At 68.6% G+C, this 21944-nt stretch carries 22 protein-coding genes; 11 read left to right on the top strand and 11 right to left on the bottom strand.

Annotation, left to right across the window (positions count from 1 at the left end; genetic code table 11):
- Positions 1-558 precede the first annotated feature (558 nt).
- Positions 559-876, bottom strand: coding sequence for a GIY-YIG nuclease family protein (locus ABFX36_RS11785; RefSeq protein WP_045538273.1), 318 nt, complete (start codon positions 874-876; stop codon positions 559-561).
- Between the two features lie 394 nt (positions 877-1270).
- The gene (locus ABFX36_RS11780) at positions 1271-2983 is read right to left on the bottom strand and encodes an FAD-binding dehydrogenase (protein ID WP_346076471.1); all 1713 of its coding nucleotides are present in this window, start codon (positions 2981-2983) and stop codon (positions 1271-1273) included.
- Positions 2984-3280: 297 nt separating this feature from the next.
- Here ABFX36_RS11780 and ABFX36_RS11775 point away from each other — a divergent pair, with 297 nt between their 5' ends.
- The 3 genes from ABFX36_RS11775 to ABFX36_RS11765 all read left to right on the top strand — a co-directional run bounded on the left by ABFX36_RS11775 (position 3281) and on the right by ABFX36_RS11765 (position 4567).
- The gene (locus ABFX36_RS11775) at positions 3281-3718 is read left to right on the top strand and encodes an Hsp20/alpha crystallin family protein (RefSeq protein WP_006896087.1); all 438 of its coding nucleotides are present in this window, start codon (positions 3281-3283) and stop codon (positions 3716-3718) included.
- Between the two features lie 55 nt (positions 3719-3773).
- Positions 3774-3923 (top strand): hypothetical protein, encoded by a 150-nt coding sequence (locus tag ABFX36_RS11770; protein WP_156150463.1) that lies wholly within the window; start codon positions 3774-3776, stop codon positions 3921-3923.
- A 305-nt stretch (positions 3924-4228) separates the two neighbouring features.
- Complete coding sequence (locus ABFX36_RS11765) at positions 4229-4567, top strand: DUF1801 domain-containing protein (RefSeq protein ID WP_346076462.1); 339 nt, start codon at positions 4229-4231, stop codon at positions 4565-4567.
- Between the two features lie 14 nt (positions 4568-4581).
- Here the strand turns inward: ABFX36_RS11765 and ABFX36_RS11760 are convergent, their stop codons facing one another.
- The 3 genes from ABFX36_RS11760 to ABFX36_RS11750 all read right to left on the bottom strand — a co-directional run bounded on the left by ABFX36_RS11760 (position 4582) and on the right by ABFX36_RS11750 (position 7910).
- Entirely contained in the window at positions 4582-5943 is a 1362-nt protein-coding gene (locus ABFX36_RS11760; protein WP_346076460.1) for a SagB family peptide dehydrogenase, read from the bottom strand.
- Between the two features lie 4 nt (positions 5944-5947).
- Positions 5948-6925: an ABC transporter substrate-binding protein gene (locus ABFX36_RS11755; RefSeq protein ID WP_231650177.1), complete on the bottom strand. Its 978-nt coding sequence runs from the start codon at positions 6923-6925 to the stop codon at positions 5948-5950.
- Positions 6926-6989: 64 nt separating this feature from the next.
- Entirely contained in the window at positions 6990-7910 is a 921-nt protein-coding gene (locus tag ABFX36_RS11750; protein WP_045538280.1) for a TIGR03564 family F420-dependent LLM class oxidoreductase, read from the bottom strand.
- A gap of 163 nt (positions 7911-8073) precedes the next feature.
- Between ABFX36_RS11750 and ABFX36_RS11745 the strand changes: the two genes are divergently transcribed.
- Positions 8074-9288, top strand: coding sequence for an oxygenase MpaB family protein (locus tag ABFX36_RS11745; RefSeq protein ID WP_346076456.1), 1215 nt, complete (start codon positions 8074-8076; stop codon positions 9286-9288).
- 23 nt (positions 9289-9311) lie between these two features.
- Here ABFX36_RS11745 and ABFX36_RS11740 read toward each other — a convergent pair whose 3' ends face one another.
- Positions 9312-9935 (bottom strand): TetR/AcrR family transcriptional regulator, encoded by a 624-nt coding sequence (locus tag ABFX36_RS11740; protein WP_346076454.1) that lies wholly within the window; start codon positions 9933-9935, stop codon positions 9312-9314.
- 119 nt (positions 9936-10054) lie between these two features.
- On the opposite strand from ABFX36_RS11740, the gene glsA reads away from it, so the two are divergent.
- The 3 genes from glsA to ABFX36_RS11725 are packed head-to-tail and all read left to right on the top strand — an operon-like array spanning position 10055 to position 12713.
- Positions 10055-11083 carry a glutaminase A gene (gene glsA, locus ABFX36_RS11735; RefSeq protein ID WP_222111085.1) on the top strand — a complete coding sequence of 343 codons (1029 nt, stop codon included), beginning with the start codon at positions 10055-10057 and terminating at the stop codon, positions 11081-11083.
- Positions 11080-12465 (top strand): MFS transporter, encoded by a 1386-nt coding sequence (locus ABFX36_RS11730; RefSeq protein WP_231650179.1) that lies wholly within the window; start codon positions 11080-11082, stop codon positions 12463-12465. Before glsA ends, ABFX36_RS11730 begins: the two co-directional genes overlap by 4 nt.
- A complete protein-coding gene (locus tag ABFX36_RS11725) occupies positions 12462-12713 on the top strand; it encodes a hypothetical protein (protein ID WP_231650181.1) in 252 nt (83 codons plus the stop codon). Before ABFX36_RS11730 ends, ABFX36_RS11725 begins: the two co-directional genes overlap by 4 nt.
- On the opposite strand, the gene ABFX36_RS11720 is transcribed toward ABFX36_RS11725, so the two are convergent.
- Together ABFX36_RS11720 and ABFX36_RS11715 are read right to left on the bottom strand one after the other, a co-directional pair.
- On the bottom strand, positions 12710-13303 hold the full coding sequence (locus ABFX36_RS11720) for a hypothetical protein (RefSeq protein WP_006896097.1): 594 nt from the start codon (positions 13301-13303) through the stop codon (positions 12710-12712). The two genes, ABFX36_RS11725 and ABFX36_RS11720, sit on opposite strands and share 4 nt — an antisense overlap.
- Positions 13304-13591: 288 nt before the next feature.
- The gene (locus ABFX36_RS11715) at positions 13592-13924 is read right to left on the bottom strand and encodes a hypothetical protein (RefSeq protein ID WP_045538282.1); all 333 of its coding nucleotides are present in this window, start codon (positions 13922-13924) and stop codon (positions 13592-13594) included.
- A 41-nt stretch (positions 13925-13965) separates the two neighbouring features.
- Between ABFX36_RS11715 and ABFX36_RS11710 the strand changes: the two genes are divergently transcribed.
- Complete coding sequence (locus ABFX36_RS11710; protein WP_156479407.1) at positions 13966-15990, top strand: winged helix-turn-helix domain-containing protein; 2025 nt, start codon at positions 13966-13968, stop codon at positions 15988-15990.
- Positions 15991-16147: 157 nt separating this feature from the next.
- Positions 16148-16555 (top strand): DUF7144 family membrane protein, encoded by a 408-nt coding sequence (locus tag ABFX36_RS11705; protein WP_006896099.1) that lies wholly within the window; start codon positions 16148-16150, stop codon positions 16553-16555.
- Positions 16556-16568: 13 nt separating this feature from the next.
- Here ABFX36_RS11705 and ABFX36_RS11700 read toward each other — a convergent pair whose 3' ends face one another.
- Together ABFX36_RS11700 and ABFX36_RS11695 are read right to left on the bottom strand one after the other, a co-directional pair.
- On the bottom strand, positions 16569-17219 hold the full coding sequence (locus tag ABFX36_RS11700) for an NAD(P)H-binding protein (RefSeq protein WP_006896100.1): 651 nt from the start codon (positions 17217-17219) through the stop codon (positions 16569-16571).
- 87 nt (positions 17220-17306) lie between these two features.
- A complete protein-coding gene (locus ABFX36_RS11695; protein WP_346076448.1) occupies positions 17307-18554 on the bottom strand; it encodes a Glu/Leu/Phe/Val dehydrogenase dimerization domain-containing protein in 1248 nt (415 codons plus the stop codon).
- A 134-nt stretch (positions 18555-18688) separates the two neighbouring features.
- Between ABFX36_RS11695 and ABFX36_RS11690 the strand changes: the two genes are divergently transcribed.
- Positions 18689-19621: a LysR substrate-binding domain-containing protein gene (locus tag ABFX36_RS11690; RefSeq protein ID WP_062366518.1), complete on the top strand. Its 933-nt coding sequence runs from the start codon at positions 18689-18691 to the stop codon at positions 19619-19621.
- On the opposite strand, the gene ABFX36_RS11685 is transcribed toward ABFX36_RS11690, so the two are convergent.
- Positions 19603-20577, bottom strand: coding sequence for a D-2-hydroxyacid dehydrogenase (locus tag ABFX36_RS11685; protein WP_346076445.1), 975 nt, complete (start codon positions 20575-20577; stop codon positions 19603-19605). The genes ABFX36_RS11690 and ABFX36_RS11685 overlap by 19 nt on opposite strands.
- A 77-nt stretch (positions 20578-20654) precedes the next feature.
- Between ABFX36_RS11685 and ABFX36_RS11680 the strand changes: the two genes are divergently transcribed.
- A complete protein-coding gene (locus ABFX36_RS11680; RefSeq protein WP_006896105.1) occupies positions 20655-21941 on the top strand; it encodes an aspartate aminotransferase family protein in 1287 nt (428 codons plus the stop codon).
- The last annotated feature ends 3 nt before the right edge of the window (positions 21942-21944 follow it).

The raw sequence follows: 21944 nt of genomic DNA, 5'->3' as shown, positions 1-21944 counted from the left end.
GAACACCTCCCGGCTCCACGAAGCTCTCGGCTACCGCACCCCGGCGAACGTCGAAGCGACCTACACTCACACCACGACGACCGCGCCCGCGACCGTGTAACCACGGAACGAAACCCAGGGCGCTTCAGAGTCTCGATGCGTCCTCGGCTTGCGCCTCGTCCTACTCGACGGTCTTGGGGGGTTCTATCAGGCCTGTCGACCTCACAGGTTTGTCGAGTGAGCGGAGGAGCGGAGCGACGAAGCGTATCGAGACGCCCGGGGTCTCGATGCGTCCTCGGCTTGCGCCTCGTCCTACTCGACGGTCTTGGGGGGTTCTATCAGGTTTGTCGACCTCACAGGTTTGTCGAGTGAGCGGAGGAGCGGAGCGACGAAGCGCATCGAGACGGACGTCGCCCGGGGTCTCGATGCGTCCTCGGCTTGCGCCTCGTTCTACTCGACGGTCCTGGGGCACCGTTCAGGTTTGTCGAGTAAGCGGAGGAGCGAAGCGACGAAGCGTATCGAGACGTTGCCGCCGACGGGGTCTCGATGCGCCCTCGGTTTACTCATAGGCCTGGGCGATCACTCCTGCGGCCTCGACGGCGGCGTCTGGCCCGGGCGGAAGCCCTTCTTCGCCGCGCGGCGCAGCGCGTCGAAATCGCCGGCGATCAGCGCCTCTCGTTTCGCGCGCGACCACTTCGACACCCGTCTCTCCATCGCGTACGCATCCTCGATGGAATCGAACTCCTCGCAGAAGACCAGCTCGACCGGACAGCGATTCCGGGTATATGCCGAACCGCGACCTGACTGGTGTTGCTCGAACCGATGCTCGATATTCCGCGTGCTCCCCACGTAGTAGCTGCCGTCCGCGCATTTCAGGATGTACATGAAGCCGTGCATGAGTTGACTGTTGCGGACGTCGGGGCGGGGTGCAATGCGGGTATCCACAGCGTGTGACGACGGGTCTCGATGCGCTTCGTCGCTTCGCTCCTCCGCTTACTCGACTGACCTGGGGGGCGCTGCGCTCCTGTGTGTTTGGGGTCTCGGTAGGTCCTCGGCTCGGCTCGACCGCCGACCAGGTGATCGCCAGGTACAAGAACATCATCGCCCGCCTGAAGGCCGACGGCGTCCGTGTTCACGTGGCGACGATCCTGCCGGCGTCCGACTCGCTCTTCAGCGGCTACGCCGCCCCGCGGGCCGATTCGGAGCGCCAGCGGGTCCGGCCGGCTACCGCACGATGGCCGAGGCCGTCGACCTCACGATCTTCAACTGAGCGGCCGCGGCCGGTCGCGTATCACAGCAGGCGATGGGCGGCCCGGCCCGCGGTGCGGCCGGTGAACAGGCACCCGCCCAGGAAGGTCCCTTCGAGTGCTCGGTAGCCGTGCACGCCGCCGCCACCGAAGCCGGAGGCCTCACCGACGGCCATCAGCCCTTCGACGGGCCGGCCGTCCGCGGACAGGACCCGGCCCGACAGATCGGTCTGCAGTCCGCCGAGGGACTTCCGGGTCAGGATGTTCATCTTGATCGCGATGAGCGGTCCCGCATCGCGGTCGAGGATTCGGTGCATCGGCACGGTGCGCACGAGGTTGTCGCCGACGTAGGCCAGCGACCGCCGGATGCTCTTGATCTGCGGATCGGTGCTCTTCGGGTTGAAGGCCTCACGGTCGCGGTGCGCGATCTGCTTCTTCAGAGAACCCGGATCCACCAGATCGGTACCGACAAGGGCGTTCATCTTGGCCGTCAGCGCTTCGACGCTGCCCGCCGTGACGAAGTCCGGTCCGCGATCGAGGAAGGCCTGCACGGGTTTCGGAACGTCGTCGGTGGCGCGGTGCAACAGGTACAGCGGGAGGTTCTTGGCGGTCAGCTCCGGGTTCTGTTCGGAGCCCGAGAGCACGAACTCCTTCTCGATGATCCGCTTGTTCAAGACGAACCACGAGTAGTCGTAGCCGGAGCGCTGGATGAGCTCGAGGGTGCCGAGAGTGTCGTGGCTGGGGATGCCCGGTTCGCCGAATCGGCGACCGGCCGCGTCGAACCACATCGACGACGGGGCTCCGAGCACCCGGATACCGTGTCCGGGCCAGATCGGCGAATGATTCCGCAGGCCCTCGGTGTAGTGCCACATGCGGTCGCGGTTCACGAGCCGGGCGCCTGATCGTTCGGCGATGCCGAGCATCCGGCCGTCTACGTGCTGCGGGACGCCGGTGACCATGAATTCCGGCGCCGTTCCCAGCCGTGCCGGCCAGTTTCGGCGCACCAGGTCGTGATTGCCTCCGATGCCGCCCGACGCCACGATCACCAGTGGGGCGTGGAGTTCGAAATCCCCGATCTGCTTGCGGGAAGTGGCTTTTCCTCGCGGCAGCGAACTCGGTTCGAGGACGCAGCCGCGGACGCCGACCACGGCTCCCTGCGCGGTGATCAGTTCGTCGACCCGATGCCGGAACGCGAACCGGATCCGTCCGCGGCGCTGCGCCTCGCGCACCCGCCGGACGAACGGTTCGACGACTCCCGGACCGGTGCCGAGCGTGGTGTGGAATCGGGGGACGGTGTTGCCGGGAGTGCCCGGAACGCCGTTGCCCCGCTCGGCCCATCCGACCACGGGAACCCACGAGACGCCCATTCCCGCCAGCCACGACCGCTTCTCTCCGGCGGCGAATTCCAGGTACTTCTCGGCCCATCTCCGAGCCCAATAGTCCTCGCCGTCGACGCTGTGCGGCGAGCGGTCGAAGCCCGCGGTGGCGAACCAGTCGCGGTGTGCCCGCTCGTGCGAGTCGCGGATGCCGGCGAGACGCTGCTCCGGGCTGTCGATGAAGAACAGTCCGCCCAGACTCCAGTGCGCTTGGGCACCGACGTTCTGTCCCGACTCCTGATCGACGATGAGCACCTTGCGTCCGCGATCGGCGAGTTCGGACGCCGCGACGAGTCCGGACAGTCCGTGACCGACGATGATGACGTCGGCGTCCGGTGACGGCCCGGCCGCTGCCGCGATCCCGTGACCCGGCGCGACCAATGCGGCGGCGACGGCCGCGCCGCCCGCGGCGAGTGCCTGGCGACGAGTGATGGTCGGATTGAACTCAGCGGGCACGGGTGACCTTTCGATGTCGTGAGGGTGGTATCGGTCGTGTTCTCAGACGGCCTGCACCAGACTGACCGGGCGCGGGCCGCAGCGCGCGCGGTATCGCCGAAATCTGGCACAAGAGACACGAAAATCTGGCACTCGATAAGCGAGAGTGCTAAATTTGGTGGTGCACAGTCGACGATCATCAGTCGAACCGGCTGGTGACAAATGAATAGGAGGTGTGGTGCTGTGCTTCGCTTCGATCCATTCAGCGACTTTGACGCCCTCGCCCGCGGCCTGCTCTCCGGCCAGGCAGGAACTGCGCGGACTCCCCGATTCATGCCGATGGACCTCTACAAGGTCGACAGTCACTACGTTCTCGCGGCCGACCTTCCCGGCGTCGACCCCGGATCGATCGACGTCAGCGTCGACAACGGCGTGCTGACCCTGTCGGCTCACCGGACCGTGCCGTCCGAAGACGCCAAATGGCTGGCCAGCGAACGCTTCTCCGGAACCTTCAGGCGCCAGGTCACCCTCGGTGAGGGAATCGACACGTCCGGAATCAATGCGCAGTACGACAACGGCGTACTGACGGTCACCATCCCGCTGTCGGAGAAGGCCAAGCCCCGCAAGATCGAGATCGAGCACAAGGGCGAGCCGCGGTCGATCACCGCCGCGACGGAGTGACCCGCTGACAGCCGCCGCAGGCGTCGCGCATTCTCTTCACCGAAGGAGGTTGTCGATGACGAGTGTCTTGGAAGTCGATCCGATCGACTGGCTGGAACAGCAGCATCCGGTCGATGCGGACGGCGCCGAACCTGACGACTACCCCCACACCGTGCGGGGAGCGGCGCAGGTCGACGCACTTCCTCACCGTTCCGAAGTCCCGTAACCGAACCGTGTGCCGGGCGTCCGGGGAGAAGACCCGGGCCGCCCGGCACCTCACGATCTCTCATGAGAACGACGATCAGAGCATTTCGATGACTGCAGTCCTGCCTCCACGGGAGTCCGCCGCGCCGCGGCCCACGAGTGAGATCCGATGTTCCCGATGCGAGCGCGCCTACTGGCTCCGATGCCGGTCGGGCGCCGCCGCCGTCGACTTCGCCGCGGCCGACGGCTGGGTGATCGAACCCGGGCAGACGTTGTGTCCGTGCTGTGCGGCGATCGGAGGCGGCCGCAATCGATTACCGTGAGCCCATGAGCAGCGATTGGCGGGCGACCCGCGTCGACGAGATCCGTTCACTGATCCACCGCGCCGCGCCCGGTGTCGTCGAAGAGGCGAAGTGGAAGAAGCCCTCGAATCCCGACGGAGTGCCGACCTTCTCGCTCGACGGTCTGATCTGCACCGTCGAGACCTACAAGGCGAAGGTCAAAGTCACTTTCGCCAAGGGCGCGTCGCTGCCGGATCCCGCCGGGCTGTTCGTCCCCGCGACCGGCGGAACCCGCCGTGCCGTCGACCTCGCCGAATCGGACGATCTCGACGCGGACGCGTTCGTGGCGCTGGTCCAGGCGGCGGTCGCGCTCGACCGGGACTGAGGCGCGGGCCCGGCTCAGACGCGGGGACGGCCCACCACGAAGGTCCCCACATTGCATTCCTCCAACTCGTCGCGGCCGGTGGCCGCGGCGAATGCCGCGGTGTCGCCGTAGCCCTGCGCGACCCCGCCGAGACCCATCGCCGTGGCGGTGAGATACAGCGTCTGGGTCAGCACGCCGACGTGTTTGAGGATCACCGCGTACGCCATCTGCTCGTACGTCCACATCATTCGGCCCGCCCGAGCGGCCAGGGCGAGCATCACCTGCGGCAACTCGCCGTCGGCGAGGGTGAGAGCGGCGGGCGAGAGCAGCCGATTCACGGCGGGGTCGTCGATGTCGGCCACCCGGCGCAGTGCGTGCCGGTACGAGTCGTAGTGGTACATCGCGGGTGCGACGCCGTCGACGGTGCGGATCACCGGGTAGATCTCGAGCTCGTAGAGGGAGCCGCCGGAAGGGTAGGGGCGAGAAGGAAGCTCGGTGACGGCGGTGCCGGAACGCTCGAGGGTGGCCACGTTCCGAGTGCGGGCGCAGCGATACAGCAGCTCGCCCAGCTCCGCGACGGTCATCGGTGCGGCGTCGTCGAAGCTGCGGACGGACACCCGATCCTCGACGACGCGCGCCAAGGGCACGTCCGACTGCGACAGGCGGTCGAGATCGGGCACGGGCAGCGGGATGCTCTCGCCCGGGTACGGTTCGGGCGACGCGGGGACCGGCGCGAAGTGCCCGTCGGCCCAGCGGGTGGGGCCGAAGTGGGCCCAACTGGTGCCGCGGTCGCCGACGGTGCTCCGACGGTGGAACCAGAGTTCGTGGGGACTCCACGCGGCCGCTGAGAAATCGGACTCCTCGCCGTCGGCGTCGAGAACGGCGTGACCGGTCCACAGCAGATCCGACCACAGCGAGTCGGCGACGAGGTCGTCGTCTCGGCCGCCGGCCAGGATCGCGGCCACCGAAGGGGCACCGATCACCACGTCGCACCAGGAGCGCGGGTTCTCGGCGACGATCTCGCCACCCGTCCTGCGGAGCACCGTGAATCGAGACAGCACCCCGTCGGCGTGACGCGGCTCGGGGCGCGTGGAATCGACGGAGCGGAACGGCCGGAGGCGGTACAGCTCGGTCTCGCCGCGGGAGACGGCGAGTTCGAGTGCACCGGCCGACAGCAGGTCGCGCAGCAGATCGGCGACCGGCGGAGGCGGTGCCGCGTCGAAGGCGACCGGGCCGGCGTTGAGTGCTTTGAGTACGCCGCCCTGCATGGGCACCAGTCCGGTCAACCGGCGTTTCGCCGGCAGAACCGTAGCGGTCCCGGGAGCGCCGAGCACGGCTTTGCTCCCGGGACGCCAGGTGTAGACGTTGCGCAGGGCGGTCCGCGAGGGACCCGTCATCCGATCAGGCCGTCGCCTTCTGGAAGGCCGGCTTCAGCTCGTCGAGCAGGTACGGGATCGCCAGCGGCGTCGGCTGATTGAGTCCGCTGATGTCGGCGACGGACAGATCGGCGACGGCCCCGCTGCGGACCGACTCGAGCTCCGAGTATCCCGGCAGCTTGCGCAGCGCGCTCTTGAGAGCCGGGGTGTTCGCCGTGACGATCAGGACATCGGCGTCGAGCATCGGGACGTTCTCGGTGGAGATCGGGAAGCGCGGGTTCTTCGTCTTCTCGAACTGAGCGAGCAGCTTGGGCGCGACCTTCATGCCGAGTTCGTTGAACAGGTACGCGGCGCCGTCGTTCGGATCGGCCATCACCTGGATCTGATCGGCGGAGTACATGTACGCCATCGCGTACGTCTTGCCCGCCAGACCCGGGAGCTCCTTCTTGAAGTCGGCGATCTGGTTGTTGACGCCGGCGGTGATCTCCTTGGCCTTGCCGTCCTGACGCAGCAGGGTGCCCATCAGCGCGACAAGGTCCTGCCACGGGTCCACCTGCTGACCGGTCACGCCGGGGATGGTGGGCGCGATCTTTCTGATCTTCTCGAAGTTCTCCGGCTGCGACTTGGGCATGTAGCCCTCGGCGAGGATCAGGTCGGGCTCGGCCTTGGCGATCTGTGCCACCAGGTTCTCCGGATCCAGTGCCGTCGATCCCTGCAGCTTGTCACCGGTCCAGGGCGACGGGCTGCCGGTGAGGATCTGGATGTTGTCGAGGTAGGCAACGGGCTTGACGCCGAAGGCCAGTGCGGTGTCGATCCACTGCGCGCCGAGGGTGACGATCCGCTTGGGAGTGCCCTTCACCGTCACCGGTCCCTGCGCGGTGTTCACCTGGATCGGGCCGCCCGAGGCCTCGTCCTCGTCGGGAGCGCTGCACGCGGACACCGTCAGGACGACGGCCAGCAGACCCGCCACCAGTGCCAGGACGGTCTTCATAGTCGACTTCATGAGCCGAATAGTAACCCAGGCTCACCTAACTTTGCTTAGTCGGCCCTGGGTTGGGAGTCGGACATCACGCATCCAGCGTCCGCAGGAGAGCGCGCGTGCGGGCGCGCGTCTCGCGGTCGCGATCGAACAGTATGCCGACGAACTCGTCGACGCCGAAGGCTCCCAGCTCCCGGATGCGGTCGGCGACGGTGGCCTCGTCGCCGACGATCGCGGCGTCGCCCGGACCGGTGAAGCCCTCGCGGTCGAGCATCGCCTTGTACGAGGGCAGGTTGTCGTACATGGCGAACTGCTCGGCCGCGGCGGCGCGGGCGCCGTCGGCGTCGTCGGTCACCGAGACCGGCAGCATCGCCACCACGCGCACGTCGGAGGCCGAGCGTCCCGCGGCCTCGGCGGCTGTGCGCAGGGTGGGGGCGATGTGATCGCGCAAGGTCTTGGGCCCGGTCATCCAGGTCACCGTGCCCGCCGTGCGACTGCCCGCGACGCCGAGCATCTTCGGTCCCAGCGCGGCCAGGTACACCGGCGGCGCGGGAACGTCGGCGATCGTCAGGGCGCCCCGCGTCGTCACGAGTTCGCCCGCGCTGCTGACCTTTTCGCCGTTCAGTAGCGGGAGCAGGCCGTCGAGGTACTCGTTGGTGCGCTGGACGGGCCGCTTGTAGGAGACGCCCCACATGCCCTCGGTGACCACCTGGTGGCTCAGGCCGAGTCCCAGATGGAGGCGCGGACCGATGATCGCGTTGGTGGTCAGCGCGCGTTGCGCCAGGAGCATCGGATGCTGCACCTGCATCGGCAGCACGCTGGTACCGAACTCGATCTCCGGCACCTCCCAACCCGCGACCGTCAGCATCGTCAGGGCGTCGGGCTCATTCGGCATCTGGGTGCACCAGACTCGGCGAAAGCCCTCCTCCTGGATCTCCGCGAGGCTCTCGACGGCCTTGTCGACGGAGGCGGTGCGGGCATTGATGGTCCAGACGACGCTGACATCCATGGGTGCTCCTGAGTTCGGGACGGTCGACGTCGATCCTATGCTTCGTCGCCGACGCGCGTGGGTGGCTCGGGACCCCGCCGCGGGGAGCTGGTGCGCGTGCAGCCGGTGAGACGATATAGTCAAACAGTCTCACAGTGGTGCGTTCATCTCTTACTCTTGCCGCATGGAACTGGTCGTGTCGCCCGCGCATCTGCGGTTGCGGAATCGAATCGAGCGGATCACGGGAGTGGATCTGTTTCCCGGCGGCGACGTGCGCTCGGCGTTCGCTGCGGGACTTCTCGCCGGCGACCCGACGGCGGAGGCCTTCGTCGCCGAGACCTTTCACGGTGAGATGGGCGGCGCGGCGGCGCGCGAACTCCTCGACGAGGCGCTGCGAGTGGGGATCGACAACGTTCCCGACGCGGCCGAATCGATGCGGGCTCTCTTCGCCGAGTTCGAGACGGTCCCGGACTGGGTGGATCCGGACCTGGTGGAGCAGGGCGCGGCGGTGTGGCGACGCTGGGGCTACAGCCTCGGAGCGGTCGGGAATGCGGGCACGATGGACACCTACACCGAAGCGTCTCTCGCGGTGCCGCTCTCACTCGCCGGCGGATACGCGGGATCGAGTGCGCTGAACCGATATCTCGAGACGAGTCGGTGGTGGCTGGAGGTCTGCCGTCCGGGGGCGGTGCTCACTCCCGGGTCGACGGCGCGCGCCATCTCGCTGCGAGTCCGCGTGATGCACGTGTCGGTGCGGGCGCGCGTCTTTGCGCATCCGGAGTGGGACGCCGAACGGTACGGTCTGCCGATCAGCCAGAGCGAGATGATGCTGACCCTCCTCGGCGGCAGCGTGGGTCCGGCTTTCGGGCTGACCGCGCTCGGCTTCCTGACCAGTCCGTCGGAGGTCCGCGCCGTCCTCCATTTCAATCGGTATCTCGGTCACCTGGTCGGTTGCCGGGTGGACGAGATGTATCCGGATACCTATGCCGACGGCCTCCGGCTGCTGTACTACTTCGACGCCACGCGCAAACACGATTCCGGCTGTCTCGGTTCCGAACTGGTGGAGTCGTTCGTCCCCGCGTTCGCGCCGCATCCGGGAATGCGCGGCCCGGGCCGGTTGCGTGCCCTGTTCCACCTGCATCTGCAGGCCGGCTACACGCGGCTGTTCATGCTGCCCTGGAACCGGCGCGCCCACCGGCTCCCGAGCGGGCTGCCCGGCGTCGCGATGCTGATCGGACGGGCGCCTTTCATCGCCGTGATCGAAGTGGCGCGCCGCGTACTGCCGGGTGTGGATCGGTGGTGGCAGGCCGGGTCCATGAGACGGTGGCGGCGCTGGCACGCCTGGCACAGCGGGAGCCGTGTGGAGGCGTTCGACGCCACGGCCCCGTTGCGCCGCTGACCGCCCGAGCTTGCGCAGCGACGTCAGACGGCCGTCCGCAGTGCGTGGTACACGCTCTCGCCCAGGAATTCGGCCAATTCGTCCGGCGCCCAACGAGAATCGGCGAGCAGGGAGCGAACGGCGCCCTCGCTGGCGGAGACCCACAACTCCACCAGCGGGTACAGCTTCTTGTCGATGTCCGCCTCCGGCATCCCCCACGCCGCCAGGGTCGGCCGCAGCAGATCGGTGCAGCGGGCCACGGCGTCGGCCCGTCCCCGGCCGAAGAACTCCGCGACTTCGGAGTCGGGGGAGCCGTACACCAGCCGCCAGGTCTTGGGCTGTTCGGCGACGGTGTTGAGCAGCGCGCGGAAACCGTCGATGAAGACCGTCGCGTCGGCGTCGACGGCTCGCCTGCGGAGCACGGTCGTCATCGATTCGCGCAGCCGGCCCTCCTCGCGCTGGACCAGTTCGGCGATCATGTCGACGCGGTTGGCGAAGCACGCGTAGATCACCGGCCGGGTGACGCGCAGCCGCTCGGCCACCGACGCCACGGTCACGGCCGAAACGCCTTCGGAGACGGCGATGTCCAGCGCGGCGTCGAGGATCTGGGGCCGACGACGCTCGGGGCCGAGATGCTCGGCGCGTGGCCGGTGGGAGTTGGCAGCCATTGCGCTAAGAGTTTAGAGGTTCGGGACTCTCGTCGACGCTGAAAGCCGGTGTGCGGCCCGGAACGTGCGGAACCTGCGATGACCGGACGACGAAGTGCGCGTCGACGAGAGGAACGCCGGTGGATAGAACCGTGAACGATGTGGCTCAGCAGGTCTCGACCGGCGCCATGCCGGGATGGCACCGCGTCGAGACCCTGGCCGTCCAGGCGCATGCGCGCTACGCGTCCAATGCCGACGGGCATGTCGCCGACTACATCCCGGGGCTGGCGGCCGCCGACCCGGAGCTGTTCGGGCTGGCGGTCGGAGAGATCGACGGATCGGTCCACGGCGCCGGCTCGTGCGAGACGCTGTTCTCGATTCAGTCGATCTCCAAAGCCTTCGTCTATGCGATGGTCTGCGACGCCGTGGGCCACGGCGTCATCAAGGATCGGGTCGGCGTGAACAACACCGGCTTGTCGTTCAACTCGGTGATCGCCGTCGAACTCAACAACGGTCACCCGATGAATCCGATGGTGAACGCCGGCGCCATCGCCACCACGGCGCTGGTCCCCGGAGCCACGCCGGCCGAACAGTGGGAGGTGATCCGGACGGGGATGTCCCGGTTCGCCGGACGGCAGCTCGAACTCGACGGCGAGATCTACCATTCGGAGATGCGAACCAACCAGCGCAACAGGGCGATCGCACAATTGCTCGAGAGCTACGGGCGCATCGACATCGATCCGTCGGACGCGGTCGACACCTACACGCGCCAGTGCTCGCTCCGCGTCAGCGCGCGCGACCTCGCGGTGATGGGCGCGACGCTCGCCGACGGCGGAGTCAACCCGGTGACCGGTGAACGGGTGGTCTCCGACCAGGTCTGCCGCGACACCCTCGCGGTCCTGGCGTCGACCGGCATGTACGAGCGTTCCGGCGAATGGCTGTTCGAGATCGGCCTGCCCGCCAAGTCCGGGGTCTCGGGCGGCATCGTCGCGATCGCCCCGGGCAAGGGCGCGATCGGCACCTTCTCGCCCCTCCTGGATTCGGCCGGGAACAGCGTTCGCGGCCAGTTGGCGACCGCGTATCTCTCACGTGCACTCGGCTTGAACATCTTCGCCTCGGCTCCCGCCCACCACTCTTCGGCACCAGCCGCCCGAAAGGATGCAGTATGACGACCACCGCCGTCCCGGTCAGCGAGGAGCGGCGCTCGTGGCTGCCGCTCATCGGACTGTTCTTCGCGCAGGTCCTGATGTCGTTCAACGTCGCGGCGCTGCCGGTCTCGATCGGCGGGATGGTCGACGACTTCGACGCCACGCCCACCGCCGTCGGCACCACCATCGTCATGTACGGGCTGGCCGTGGCCGCATTGGTGATGCTCGGCGGCAAACTCGGTCAGCGCGTCGGATGGGTGATGATCTTCCGGATCGTCGTCGTCACCTTCGCCTGCTCGTCGCTGATGATGATCTTCTCGCCGTCGGTCGGGTGGGCGATCGCCGGACAGGGCCTGGCCGGAGCATCCGCGGCCATCATCGTGCCGTCGCTGGTCGCATTGATCGCTGAGAACTACGTCGGCGACCAGCAGGCGACGGCGGTGGGATCGCTCGGCTCGGCTCGTGCGGTCTCCGGCATGAGCGCCTTCTTCATCGGCGGTGCGCTGGGTGCGTCGGTGGGCTGGCGGCCGGTGTTCGGCATCGTCCTGGCTGTGGCGGTCATCGTCTTCGCGCTCAGCTTCACCCTCCGCTCGGACAAGGGTGACCCGAGTATCGAGATCGACGTGATCGGCGCGGTGCTGATCGGTGGCTCGGTGGTGCTGCTGACGCTCGGCTTCAACAACCTCAACTCGTGGGGCCTGTTCTTCGCCGACGCCGGTGCGCCCTTCGACGTCGGCGGAGTCTCGCCGGCGCCACTGATGATCGTGCTCGGTCTCATCGTCGGCCAGGGCTTCTTCGTCTGGACCCGGTCGCGGATGAAGGCGGGCAAGGTTCCGCTGGTCGATCTGTCGGTGCTCGGCAGTTCGCGTGAGCGTGCCGCGGTGTACGCCATGTTCATCGTCGTCTCGCTGGAGGCCGCACTGAACTTCACCGTGCCGCTGTACATCCAGATCGTTCAGGGCCGTTCGTCGTTCGACACCGCGATCGCGATGATTCCGTTCAACCTGACGGTGTTCGTGACCGCGCTCCTCGTGATCAGGTTCTACCGGCGCTACAGTCCCCGCACCATCGGCGTCTTCTCCTTCGGCCTCACCACCGCGGCACTGCTGTGGCTCTCATTCGTGGTGAGCAACAACTGGGAGACGGCGGCGACGATCATCGGGCTCATCGTGTTCGGCATCGGGCAGGGCGCCCTCGTCACCCTCGTCTTCAACGTGCTCGTGACCGCGGCTCCGACGCGTCTGGCCGGTGACGTCGGATCGGTCCGCGGCACCACACAGAATCTGGCTTCGGCGGTGGGCACGGCGGTGGCCGGCGCGCTGCTGTCACCATCCTCGGCTTCACGGTCACATCGTCGGTCGCGAGCCACCCGGAACTGCCCGACTCGCTGGTGGAACAGGTGAATCTCGATAACGTCAACTTCGTCAGCAACGACAATCTGCGGACCGCTCTCGAGGAGCAGACGGACGCGACCCCGGCACAGATCGACGCCGCGGTGGAGGTCAACGAGGACACGCGTCTGCGGACCCTGCGATTCGGACTGCTGTTCCTGGCCGCCGTGAGCGCGACCGCGATCATTCCGGCCGGCCGACTGCCGAACTACCGCAGGGAGGAGATCCCCGCACCCGGAGACGACGAAGGCGCGGCCTAGGCCGCGGCCTCGCTCTGGCGGGGTTTGATGCCCAGGCGGTCGGCGAACAGTCGCCGCTGGATGATCCAGCCCGCCACCGACAATGCGATCCACAGCGCGTTCGAGGTGATGCTGGCCGCTGCCGAGTCGGGACTGTCGACCCAGTTCAACGGCTCGAAGGCGCGCCCGACGCCGATCAGGACCATGCTGGCGCCGCCGATGGAGGTGAGCCACAGCAGTGCGCGTGCGCGGTACTTGTCGGCGCAGAACGCGGCCGCGACCGCGATGGCGACGATGATGATCGCGCTGGCCGCCCACGAATTGTCGCCGGGCTGAACCAGGTCGGCGAGGCGTGCGCCGCCCACCGCTCCGGTCAGGCCGCCCACGAAGTACGCGGCGAACCGGAAGATCAGCGAGCAGACCACCCAGGCCGACACCGCGCCGATCAGGCCGAACAGGAACATGGTCAGACCGCCGGCGTTGAACAGGCCGCTGACGATCCAGCCCAGACCGAATCCCGCGGCGATCACGCCCAGATGCACTGACCGCACCCCGTAGAAACACAGCAGCGCGCCGACTGCCAGGATCACCAAGCCGTTTGCATCAAACATCCTCGAGCCCTTCCGGTTCTGCCGTCGCGTCCGGCCGGACGCGATCGGCGCCGCGCCCGCGGTGGACAGGAACGTCAGAGTAGTCGAGAATCCCCCAGCCCCGAGCCGGATACCGCTGACGAGTCTTCCGTCTGACGGTAGGCGCGGAAATTACCGTAAATGGGTGAAATCGCCCTCGAAATCGGCTCTGCCGCAGAACAATGGGCGAATGGCGTGGTTCAGGGACGGGCAGGCGGTGAGACCGTTCGACCGTCCCGTCGTCCGCAATGCGTTGCCGCGCCGCACCGTCTACGCACTGCTCGACGAGTACCGGTCGACGCCGGTCACCGTGGTCTGGGCCCCGGCCGGGTACGGCAAGACGACCGCGGTCGCCGGATGGCTCACCGACCGCCGGCATCCGGCGGCCTGGGCCGATCTCGCCCGTGTCGGCGACGACCCGGCCGCGCTCTGGTCGGCGGTGGTCACCGCCGTGGCCGAGATGGGCATCGGTGATCCCCGTGCGCTCGCCGCGATGATCGACTTCTCCGCGTGCTCGCCGGCGGAGGTGCCCGCGCGGCTGGCGTCGTGCCTGGCCGACTCCGGGCCCCTGCTGCTGGTGCTCGACGACCTGCACTCGGTCACCGGGCCGCGCGCACGAGCAGTTGCTGGAACTGGTGGACCGGATGCCCGACAGCGTGCGCATCGTCGCGGTGACGCGCCACGATCCGCCGTGGCCACTGCACCGCATGCGGGTGGAATCGGTGCTGAGCGAGGTCCGCGTCGACGAGATCCGGTTCGGTGTTCACGAGGCGGCGGCGCTGCTGGCGGATGCGTCGGTGACCGTCGGTCCGGACGACGTGGAGCGGCTGGTCGAGCGAACCGGAGGCTGGGCCGCCGGTCTGCGCCTCGCGGCCATCGGTCTGGCTTCGGCGGCCGATCCGCACGCGTACGCCACCGAGTTCTCCGGACGGGACGGATACGTCGCCGACTATCTGATGCGAGAGGTATTCCTCGGCGCACCGCTGCAATGGCGCTACTTCCTCACCAGGGTCTGCGTCGCCGACGAAGTGTGTCCGGAACTGGCCGCTGCTCTCGGCGGAGGTGAAGACAGCGGTGAGCGGCTGGCCGAACTCGCCGGTCTCAACATGTTCGTCCACGAGAGCGCAAACGCCCCCGGCTGGTACCGGCTGCACCCGCTCCTGCTCGATCTGCTCCGTTCCCGGATCACCGACCGGCGCGATCTGGCCACTTCGCATCGGGTGGCCGCGCACTGGTTTCGTGAACAAGGCATGCCCAGACGGGCGCTGGAGCATGCGATCGAGGCGAACGAGTGGGAGGCGGCCTCCGAACTCGTCGGCACCCACATCATCGCGTGGGCGATGGCGCGCCCGCCGGACTGGCTGTCGGCGACGTTGAGCCGAGTTCCGCGGGACGCGGTTCTCACTCATCCCGGGTTGGCGATCGGGGTGGCGACGGCCGAGGCCATGACGGGCCGGACCGCCGACCTGGACGAGTTGGCAGCGGCGGCGCACGGTCGCGTCTGCCGCCTCGAGGGCCGCAGGCGTCGCCGGTACGAGTTCCTGTTGGAATTGGTCGAGTTGGGATTGCGGCCGTGGATCGACGATCCGGCGGGGTTGCGGGCACGCTGCGATCGACTGCACCGGAACCCAGAGGCGCTGGCGACTTCCGGACTGGCGGACTGGGACGTGATTCGGACGGCGCTGGTCGGCAACCTCGGAGCCTGTGAGCTCTGGTCGGGGGATCGTGTGGCGGGCCGAGCCGATCTCGCCGACGTGCTGCGGTATGAGGGCGGCCCGCGGATTCTGCTTCCCGTTCTCAACGCCCGCGCGAACCTCGCGCTTCTCGAGTGGCAGGACGGAGACTTGTCGGCGGCTGAAACTCACGCCCGCCGCGCGGTCGCAGATGCCGACGAGCTCGGCAGTCCTCTCGCCGTCCAGGCCGGGGCCGCACATCTGGCGCCTGCGGGCATCGCGCTCGACCGGGATGACCTCGACGATGCGGCGACGTGGCTCGATTCGGCGTCCGCATCGGTCCACAGCCCCCACGCGACCGTGGTGCTGGTGGTCCTCCAGGCGCGGCTGATGATGGCGCGACGAGCCGTCGCCGAGGCGCTCCGGTTCGCCGACGAGGCACTTCGCGCGGCGTCGGTCCCGGGCGTTCCGGACTCGTTGGTGACCGTAGCGATCGGCACCCATGCGGTGCTGAGTCGGAACCGCCACCGCAGACGTGTCGGCATCCGCTTCGCGGGCGACGCGGACTCGATCCGGGGAATGGTGGCCGAGTGCCTCGACGTCGCGGCGAACAGCGGCGGAGGGTCGAGCAGGGATCAGCGACTGCGGGCCCTCGACCGAGCCCTGGGCATCGCCGCCGGTCATCGGCTTCGCCGGTCGTTCCTCGAACGAGGAGTCCACTTGCGCGAACTGCTGTCCGACCGGGTCGCCGGCGGCACGGAGCACAGCGGCTTCGCACTCGACCTTCTCAATCGGATTCCGGTCCGTACCGGCGGGCTCGTCGACGAGGCGGGCCGGCTGGTTCCGCGGCTGAGCGCCCGCGAGATGGATGTCCTCCGGCATCTGCTCGGTGCCACGACCACCGCCGAGATCGCCGATCGGCTGTTCATCTCGGTGAATACCGTCAAGACGCATCAGCGCGCGATCTACCAGAAGCTCGGGGCGCGGCCGTCGTGACGCGATAACGCGGGCGCGGGAGCTGAGGCTGATCTGACCGGGACCGAGCACGCCGGATTCTCCCGTGCCGTCGGAATCACTCGCAAAGGGTGTTGTGCGAGGGATGGCCGAGCGCGATGATGGGGGCGTAGACGATCAACACGATGGGAGTTCTCTCATGTCCGTTCCCGATCAACGCGAATCGCATCCGGTACGGCAGGGCCTCGCAGGCGGAGCCACGTTCGCCGCTGCGATCCTGCTCTTCGTCGCCGGTCTTCTCGGTCTGTTCCAGGGTATTTCGGCGGTCGTCAACGACGACCTGATCGTCGTCGGCCCGCAGTACGTTTACCAGTTCGACACCACCGCGTGGGGCTGGATCCACATCGTGGTGGGCGTCCTCGCGATGATCATCGCGATCGGCATGTTCACCGGTGCGGTGTGGGCGCGCGTCGCGGCCATCGTCATCGCATCGCTGTCGATCATCGCCAATTTCCTCTGGCTGCCGTACTACCCCTGGTGGTCCATCTTGCTCATCGCCCTCGACCTGGTCGTCATCTGGGCGGTCGCCACCTGGAAGTCCGCTTGATCGGCGGTAGGTGTCAGCGCACCGCTTGATCGACGGGTACGTCGCCGTCGGTGAACGCGATGTCCTTTCCTGTCGTCGACGGTGTCGCGAGGACCGCGGCGGCGACCAGTGCGACGTTCGCCCGCGACGTACCGGGATTGTCGGGTGAGCGCGTCGCGCCCGGGTCGATCGCGCCGGTCGGTTCGTCGAGCGTCAGCCGGCCGGGCATCAGAATTGTCCAGTCGAGGTCAGCCGAGCGCAGAGCCGTGTCAGCAGCGGCTTTGGCCTCGGCGTACGGGAAGAACGAGTCGCTCTCGGGCACGCCGTGATCGGGGCCGGCGCCGAGGTAGGAGACCATCACGAAGCGCCGAACACCCGCGGACTGCGCGGCGTGCATCGTGGCGATTGCCGCATCGCGGTCGACGGCGTACGTGCGTGCCGGGTCGCCGCCGCCCGCGCCCGCGCTGAAGACCACGGCGTCGGTGCCCGTCAACGCCTCGGCGATCTGACCCTCAGTCGAGTTCTCGATGTCGAGGATCAGTGCCCGTGCGCCCGTCGCCTCGACGTCTGCGGCATGGTCCGCGTTGCGGATGATCGACGTGACCGCGTCGCCACGCGCGATGAGCAGGGGAGCCAGGAGTAGGGCGATCTTTCCGTGACCGCCGATGATCGCGATGTGAGCCATGCACTCGACCGTACGCGTGCGTTACGCTCGCCGCCGGGTCGCGCGGCGTCGGGCGTCACCCCGCCGACGCGCCTACGCGGAGTCGGGCTACGGAACCACCAGCGGCTCCGCGGAGCGCGAGCGCGCGGAGACGTCGGCGGCCCAGCGGATGGGGCCGGCGGACGGTGTCCACCCGGTCAGCAATGACGAGACCTTCGCATCCATCCGGGTGCGCAACCGGTCGAACGAGTCGCGGTAGTCCTCGCCCACCTGGCCGAGCAGCAGCCACCACGCCCAGGCGACGGCGCCGGCGTTGGCGATGAAGTCGGGGATCACGGCGATACCGCGGGCGGTGAGATCCAGTTCGGCGTCGGCGGTGGTCGGAGCGTTCGCGGCTTCCACCACGATCCGCGCTCGGACGTCGCCGCACCCTGCGCCGGTGATCGCGTACGACACGGCCGCGGGGACCAGGATGTCGCACGCGGTCGCCAGAACTGCCTCGCGAGGCAGGCGCATCACCCGCGACGGCACCGCGGTCCGATCGATCTCGCCGTACTCATCCCGTGCGTCGAGCAGCCCGGGGACGTCGAGCCCGTCCGGGTCGTAGAGCGTCCCGGCGGCATCGGCCAAGGCCACCACGCGCGCACCGGCTTCGTGCAGATAGAACGCGGCGCCGCCGCCCATCGTCCCGGCGCCCTGGACCGCGATCGTCGTCTCCGGCACCGCCCAGCCGCGAACCCCGGCCGCGGCCAGAGCGGCCTGCGCGGCGCCGTAGCCACCGACCACGTCGCCGAGGCGTCCTCCGGGCGCGTAGGCGTTGAGACCCGCGAAGACGCGGTCGGCGGTCGCGCGCGGGTCCGGCGACCGCTCGATCGCCGCGTGATACGACTGCCGCATCCCGAGACGGGCGAAGACGGTGTCGATCCGCTCCTGCGACACTCCGAGATCCTCGGCGGTGACCCAATGGTTGTCGAGGAAGGGACGCATCGCCTCGCAGTAGCGGGTCAGTACATCGACGGCCCGCGGATCCTTGGGATCGAAATCGATGCCGCCCTTCGCACCGCCGACGGGCAGGTCGAAGGCCGCCGTCTTGTTCGACATTCCGCGTGCCAGATCGGCCACCTCGTCGACGGTGCAACCCGCGCGCATGCGAGTTCCGCCGGTCGCCATCCCGTGCACCAGAGTGTCGATCACGAGGTAGCCCACGGCGCCGGTCTCGTCGTCGACCCATTCGATGCGCAGAATCGGCGGTCGACGCCCGCCGGAGCCGGGCGCGGGCAGGACGGTCTCGTGCAGAACGCCCTCGGTCGGGGGCAGACCGCCTGCGGCAGCCGGGTCGGTCGGGGTGAGCGTCATGGCCGGTCCTCCTCACGGTCGATCTCGCGGGTGCGTACATCCGCCGTCGTCCTCATCATCGGATTCCGGATGCGCCCGGGTCCATGTGGAATTTGTGAAGACGACCGTTCAGCTTTACCGATTAGGCTCGATGCATGGAGGTCTCGCTGCACCGCCTGAAACTGCTTCGGGAGCTTCGGTACCGCGGCACGGTCACCGCGGTGGCCGACGCCCTCCACTATTCGGCGTCCGCAGTGTCCCAACAGCTTTCGCTCCTGGAGCGGGAGGCGGAGACTCCGTTGTTCGAACGGCACGGACGCCGCATCTCACTCACCGAGGCCGGCATGGTGCTCGCCGATCACTCAGAGTCGATCCTCGACGCGGTCGAGAGCGCGGGCAACGCGATCGAATCACTGCGCGGTGCCTCGTCCGCCACGCTCCGCGCCGGCGTGTGGGCGTCGGTGGCGACGGGGCTCCTGCCGACCGGACTGGCGATTCTCGAACGGCGAGCGCCGGGAGTCTCGGTGCGGTCGGTGGAACTGGCGCCCGAGGCGGGTTCCGATGCGGTGCGCGACGGTTCGCTCGACCTCTCATTCGTCATCGACTACTCGAACTACGCGATGCCGCGGATCCGCACCCTGGAACGGCAGACGATCGCGGTGGAGCGGATGTACGTCGCGGCGCCCGCGGGTGCCGCCGGTCCCGACCCGATCGACCTCGCGGGACTGGCTGCCGACGCATGGATCCTGTCCGACTCGCGTTCGCACTTCGGCCGCGCGGTGCGCCTGGCATGCCGGGAGGCGGGATTCGAACCGGATGTGCGGCACGTCGTCGGCGAGCAGTCGACCGCGCTGGCGCTCGTCGCCGCCGGTCAAGGTGTGACACTGGTGTCCGACCTCGGTGGGATGACACCGCCGCCGGGCGCGGAGCTGACGCCGCTGGCCGGGAGATTCGAGCGCAACCTGTCGATCGCGTACCGCACCAGGGACTCGGACCGATCGTCGCTGCAGGCATTCATCGACGCGATGGCCGAGGCCGCGGTGGAAGTGGGACTCCGGGCTCCGGGCGGTCAGCGGCCGGGAACGTAACCGCGTTCCTTGTCGACGGCGGGCCCGGGATCGCGCCCTGCGGCATAGTCGGTCAGCATGCCGAGGAACTGGTCGGAGAGCGTGCCACGCCAGCCGATCACGTCGCCCGACATGTGCGGGCTGATGTGCGCGCCGGGCAGCGTCCACAGCGGGTCATCGGTGGGAAGCGGCTCGGTGTCGAAAACGTCGAGATGCGCCGAGAGCCGTCCGGCCGCGATCTCGGCGGTGAGCGCGGACTGATCCACCAGGGCGCCTCGCCCGACGTTGACGACGTGCGCGCCGTCGGGCAGCGCCGCCAACTGCCCGGCGCCGAGCATCCCCCGAGTCGTCTCCGTCAGGGGCGCGACCATCACCAGGTGGTCCACGTCGGTGAGGTGGGCGGCGAGGTCGGCCGAGTCGACGACCACGCCGAAGTCGGGATCGTCCTCGCGGGGCCGTCGGCCGGCACCGCGCACCTGCAGCCCCACGCGCCGCAGCAGCCGGGCCGTGGCTCGCCCGATGCCCCCGGTTCCGACCACCAGCGCACGGCGGCCGGCGACGCGCCGGGTCTCCCGGTGCACCCACCGCTCCTCGCGCCTGAACTCCTCGGTCTCGTGGAGGAGCTTGTCGTGCGCCAGAATGCAGGCCAGCACGTATTCGGCGATCGGCTCGTCGAAGACGCCGCGCGCATTGGTGACCCGTACGGACGACGACCGGAGCCCGTCGAACAGGATCGCGTCCACGCCGGCCGCGGCCACGTGCACCCATCGCAGCGCGTCCGCCGCGTGCCAGGCGCGCGACAGGGCGTCGGAGAAGATGTCCCAGACCAGCAGGACGTCGGCGCCGGGTAGCGCGTCGGCGAGGGTGCCGTCCGTCGCGGTGCGGATCTCGGCGATCCGGGCCATCGCGTCGAGGTCGGCTGGCGGCTCGACTCCGTCGGCGGTGAGCAGGACGACGATGGGTCTGCGGTCGGACATGGTTCCACCGTAACGGTCGCCAGATTGTCGACAATCCTACCGTTGACAGTCGATGTGCGGGGGGACACACTGACCACATGAGCAGCGCGTCCCTGTCTCCGGTTCTGAAGCAGGCGACTCCGGTCGTCGTCGACCACGCGTCCGGATCGTGGATACACGGCACGGACGGCCGCCGCTATCTCGACTTCACCACGGGGATCGGTGTCACCAGCACCGGTCACTGTCATCCCGACGTGGTGGCCGCCGCGCAGGAGCAGTGCGCCAAGATCATCCACGCGCAGTACACGACGGTGATGCACCAACCGCTGTTGCGGCTCACCGAGAAGCTCGGCGAACATCTGCCGGACGGGATCGACTCGGTTTTCTACGCCAACTCCGGGTCGGAGGCGGTCGAGGCCGCGGTCCGGCTGGCGCGGATGGCGACGCGGCGCCAGTACATCGTCACGGTGCAGCGCGGATTCCACGGCCGCACCGTGGCCGCCGCCTCGCTCACCTCGGCGGGCACCAAGTTCTCGGCCGGGTTCGGACCGCTGATGGCCGGTGTCGCGACCACCCCGTTCCCCGACGCCCTGCGGCTGGGACTGTCGGAGGACGAGGCCGTCGACTACGCGCTCAAGGAGTTCGACTACCTCCTCGGCACTCGGATTCATCCCGACGAACTGGCCGCGGTTCTGATCGAACCCGTCCTCGGCGACGGCGGATACCTCGCGGTCCCGCCCGCATACCTCGCCGGCCTGCGCGAGCGGACCCGACGGCACGGCGCGCTGCTGGTGCTCGACGAGGTGCAGGCGGGCGTCGGTCGCACCGGACGATTCTGGGGGCATCAGCACACCGACGGGCTGGTGCCCGATGTCATCATCACCGCCAAGGGCATCGCCTCGGGGTTTCCGATCTCGGCGATCGCGGCGCCCGAGGCGATCATGGCGAAGGCCTGGCCGGGGTCGCAGGGCGGGACCTACGGCGGCAACGCGGTCGCGGCGGCCGCCGGCGTGGCCACGCTCGAGGTGATCGAACGGGAAGGGCTGGTGGAGAATGCGCGCGTACGCGGCGCGCAATTGCTCGACGGCCTGCGCGCGGGGCTCGACGGCGTCGATGAGATCTGCGACATCCGCGGAACCGGACTGATGCTGGCCGTCGAATTCGGCGATCCGACGGCCAATGCGGGGAGCCCGGACTCGGCCGAGGCGGTGCGGCTGGCGGGCGCCGTGCAGCGGGCGTGCATCGACGAGGATCTGCTGACCCTCACCTGCGGACCCATCGGGGCCATCGTCCGGATCATCCCGCCGCTGACCGTCACCGCAGACGAGGTCGCCACCGGCACGGAGAGATTCATTCGCGCCGTGGAGCGTGTAGTGGGAGGCTGATCT

Origin of the sequence: Gordonia cholesterolivorans, assembly GCF_039531975.1 — a bacterium.
GTDB classification, from domain to species: Bacteria; Actinomycetota; Actinomycetes; order Mycobacteriales; family Mycobacteriaceae; genus Gordonia; species Gordonia sihwensis.
This window is presented reverse-complemented; position numbering and strand designations above follow the sequence as displayed.

What these genes read in the sequence shown, in the direction of transcription:
- ABFX36_RS11785 (WP_045538273.1), bottom strand. Translation starts at nt 876, where the DNA reads ATGCACGGCTTCATGTACATCCTGAAATGCGCGGACGGCAGCTACTAC.
- ABFX36_RS11770 (WP_156150463.1), top strand. Translation starts at nt 3,774, where the DNA reads ATGACGAGTGTCTTGGAAGTCGATCCGATCGACTGGCTGGAACAGCAG.
- ABFX36_RS11765 (WP_346076462.1), top strand. Translation starts at nt 4,229, where the DNA reads ATGAGCAGCGATTGGCGGGCGACCCGCGTCGACGAGATCCGTTCACTG.
- ABFX36_RS11760 (WP_346076460.1), bottom strand. Translation starts at nt 5,943, where the DNA reads ATGACGGGTCCCTCGCGGACCGCCCTGCGCAACGTCTACACCTGGCGT.
- ABFX36_RS11755 (WP_231650177.1), bottom strand. Translation starts at nt 6,925, where the DNA reads ATGAAGTCGACTATGAAGACCGTCCTGGCACTGGTGGCGGGTCTGCTG.
- ABFX36_RS11750 (WP_045538280.1), bottom strand. Translation starts at nt 7,910, where the DNA reads ATGGATGTCAGCGTCGTCTGGACCATCAATGCCCGCACCGCCTCCGTC.
- ABFX36_RS11745 (WP_346076456.1), top strand. Translation starts at nt 8,074, where the DNA reads ATGGAACTGGTCGTGTCGCCCGCGCATCTGCGGTTGCGGAATCGAATC.
- ABFX36_RS11740 (WP_346076454.1), bottom strand. Translation starts at nt 9,935, where the DNA reads ATGGCTGCCAACTCCCACCGGCCACGCGCCGAGCATCTCGGCCCCGAG.
- ABFX36_RS11730 (WP_231650179.1), top strand. Translation starts at nt 11,080, where the DNA reads ATGACGACCACCGCCGTCCCGGTCAGCGAGGAGCGGCGCTCGTGGCTG.
- ABFX36_RS11720 (WP_006896097.1), bottom strand. Translation starts at nt 13,303, where the DNA reads ATGTTTGATGCAAACGGCTTGGTGATCCTGGCAGTCGGCGCGCTGCTG.
- ABFX36_RS11710 (WP_156479407.1), top strand. Translation starts at nt 13,966, where the DNA reads ATGCCCGACAGCGTGCGCATCGTCGCGGTGACGCGCCACGATCCGCCG.
- ABFX36_RS11705 (WP_006896099.1), top strand. Translation starts at nt 16,148, where the DNA reads ATGTCCGTTCCCGATCAACGCGAATCGCATCCGGTACGGCAGGGCCTC.
- ABFX36_RS11700 (WP_006896100.1), bottom strand. Translation starts at nt 17,219, where the DNA reads ATGGCTCACATCGCGATCATCGGCGGTCACGGAAAGATCGCCCTACTC.
- ABFX36_RS11695 (WP_346076448.1), bottom strand. Translation starts at nt 18,554, where the DNA reads ATGACGCTCACCCCGACCGACCCGGCTGCCGCAGGCGGTCTGCCCCCG.
- ABFX36_RS11690 (WP_062366518.1), top strand. Translation starts at nt 18,689, where the DNA reads ATGGAGGTCTCGCTGCACCGCCTGAAACTGCTTCGGGAGCTTCGGTAC.
- ABFX36_RS11685 (WP_346076445.1), bottom strand. Translation starts at nt 20,577, where the DNA reads ATGTCCGACCGCAGACCCATCGTCGTCCTGCTCACCGCCGACGGAGTC.
- ABFX36_RS11680 (WP_006896105.1), top strand. Translation starts at nt 20,655, where the DNA reads ATGAGCAGCGCGTCCCTGTCTCCGGTTCTGAAGCAGGCGACTCCGGTC.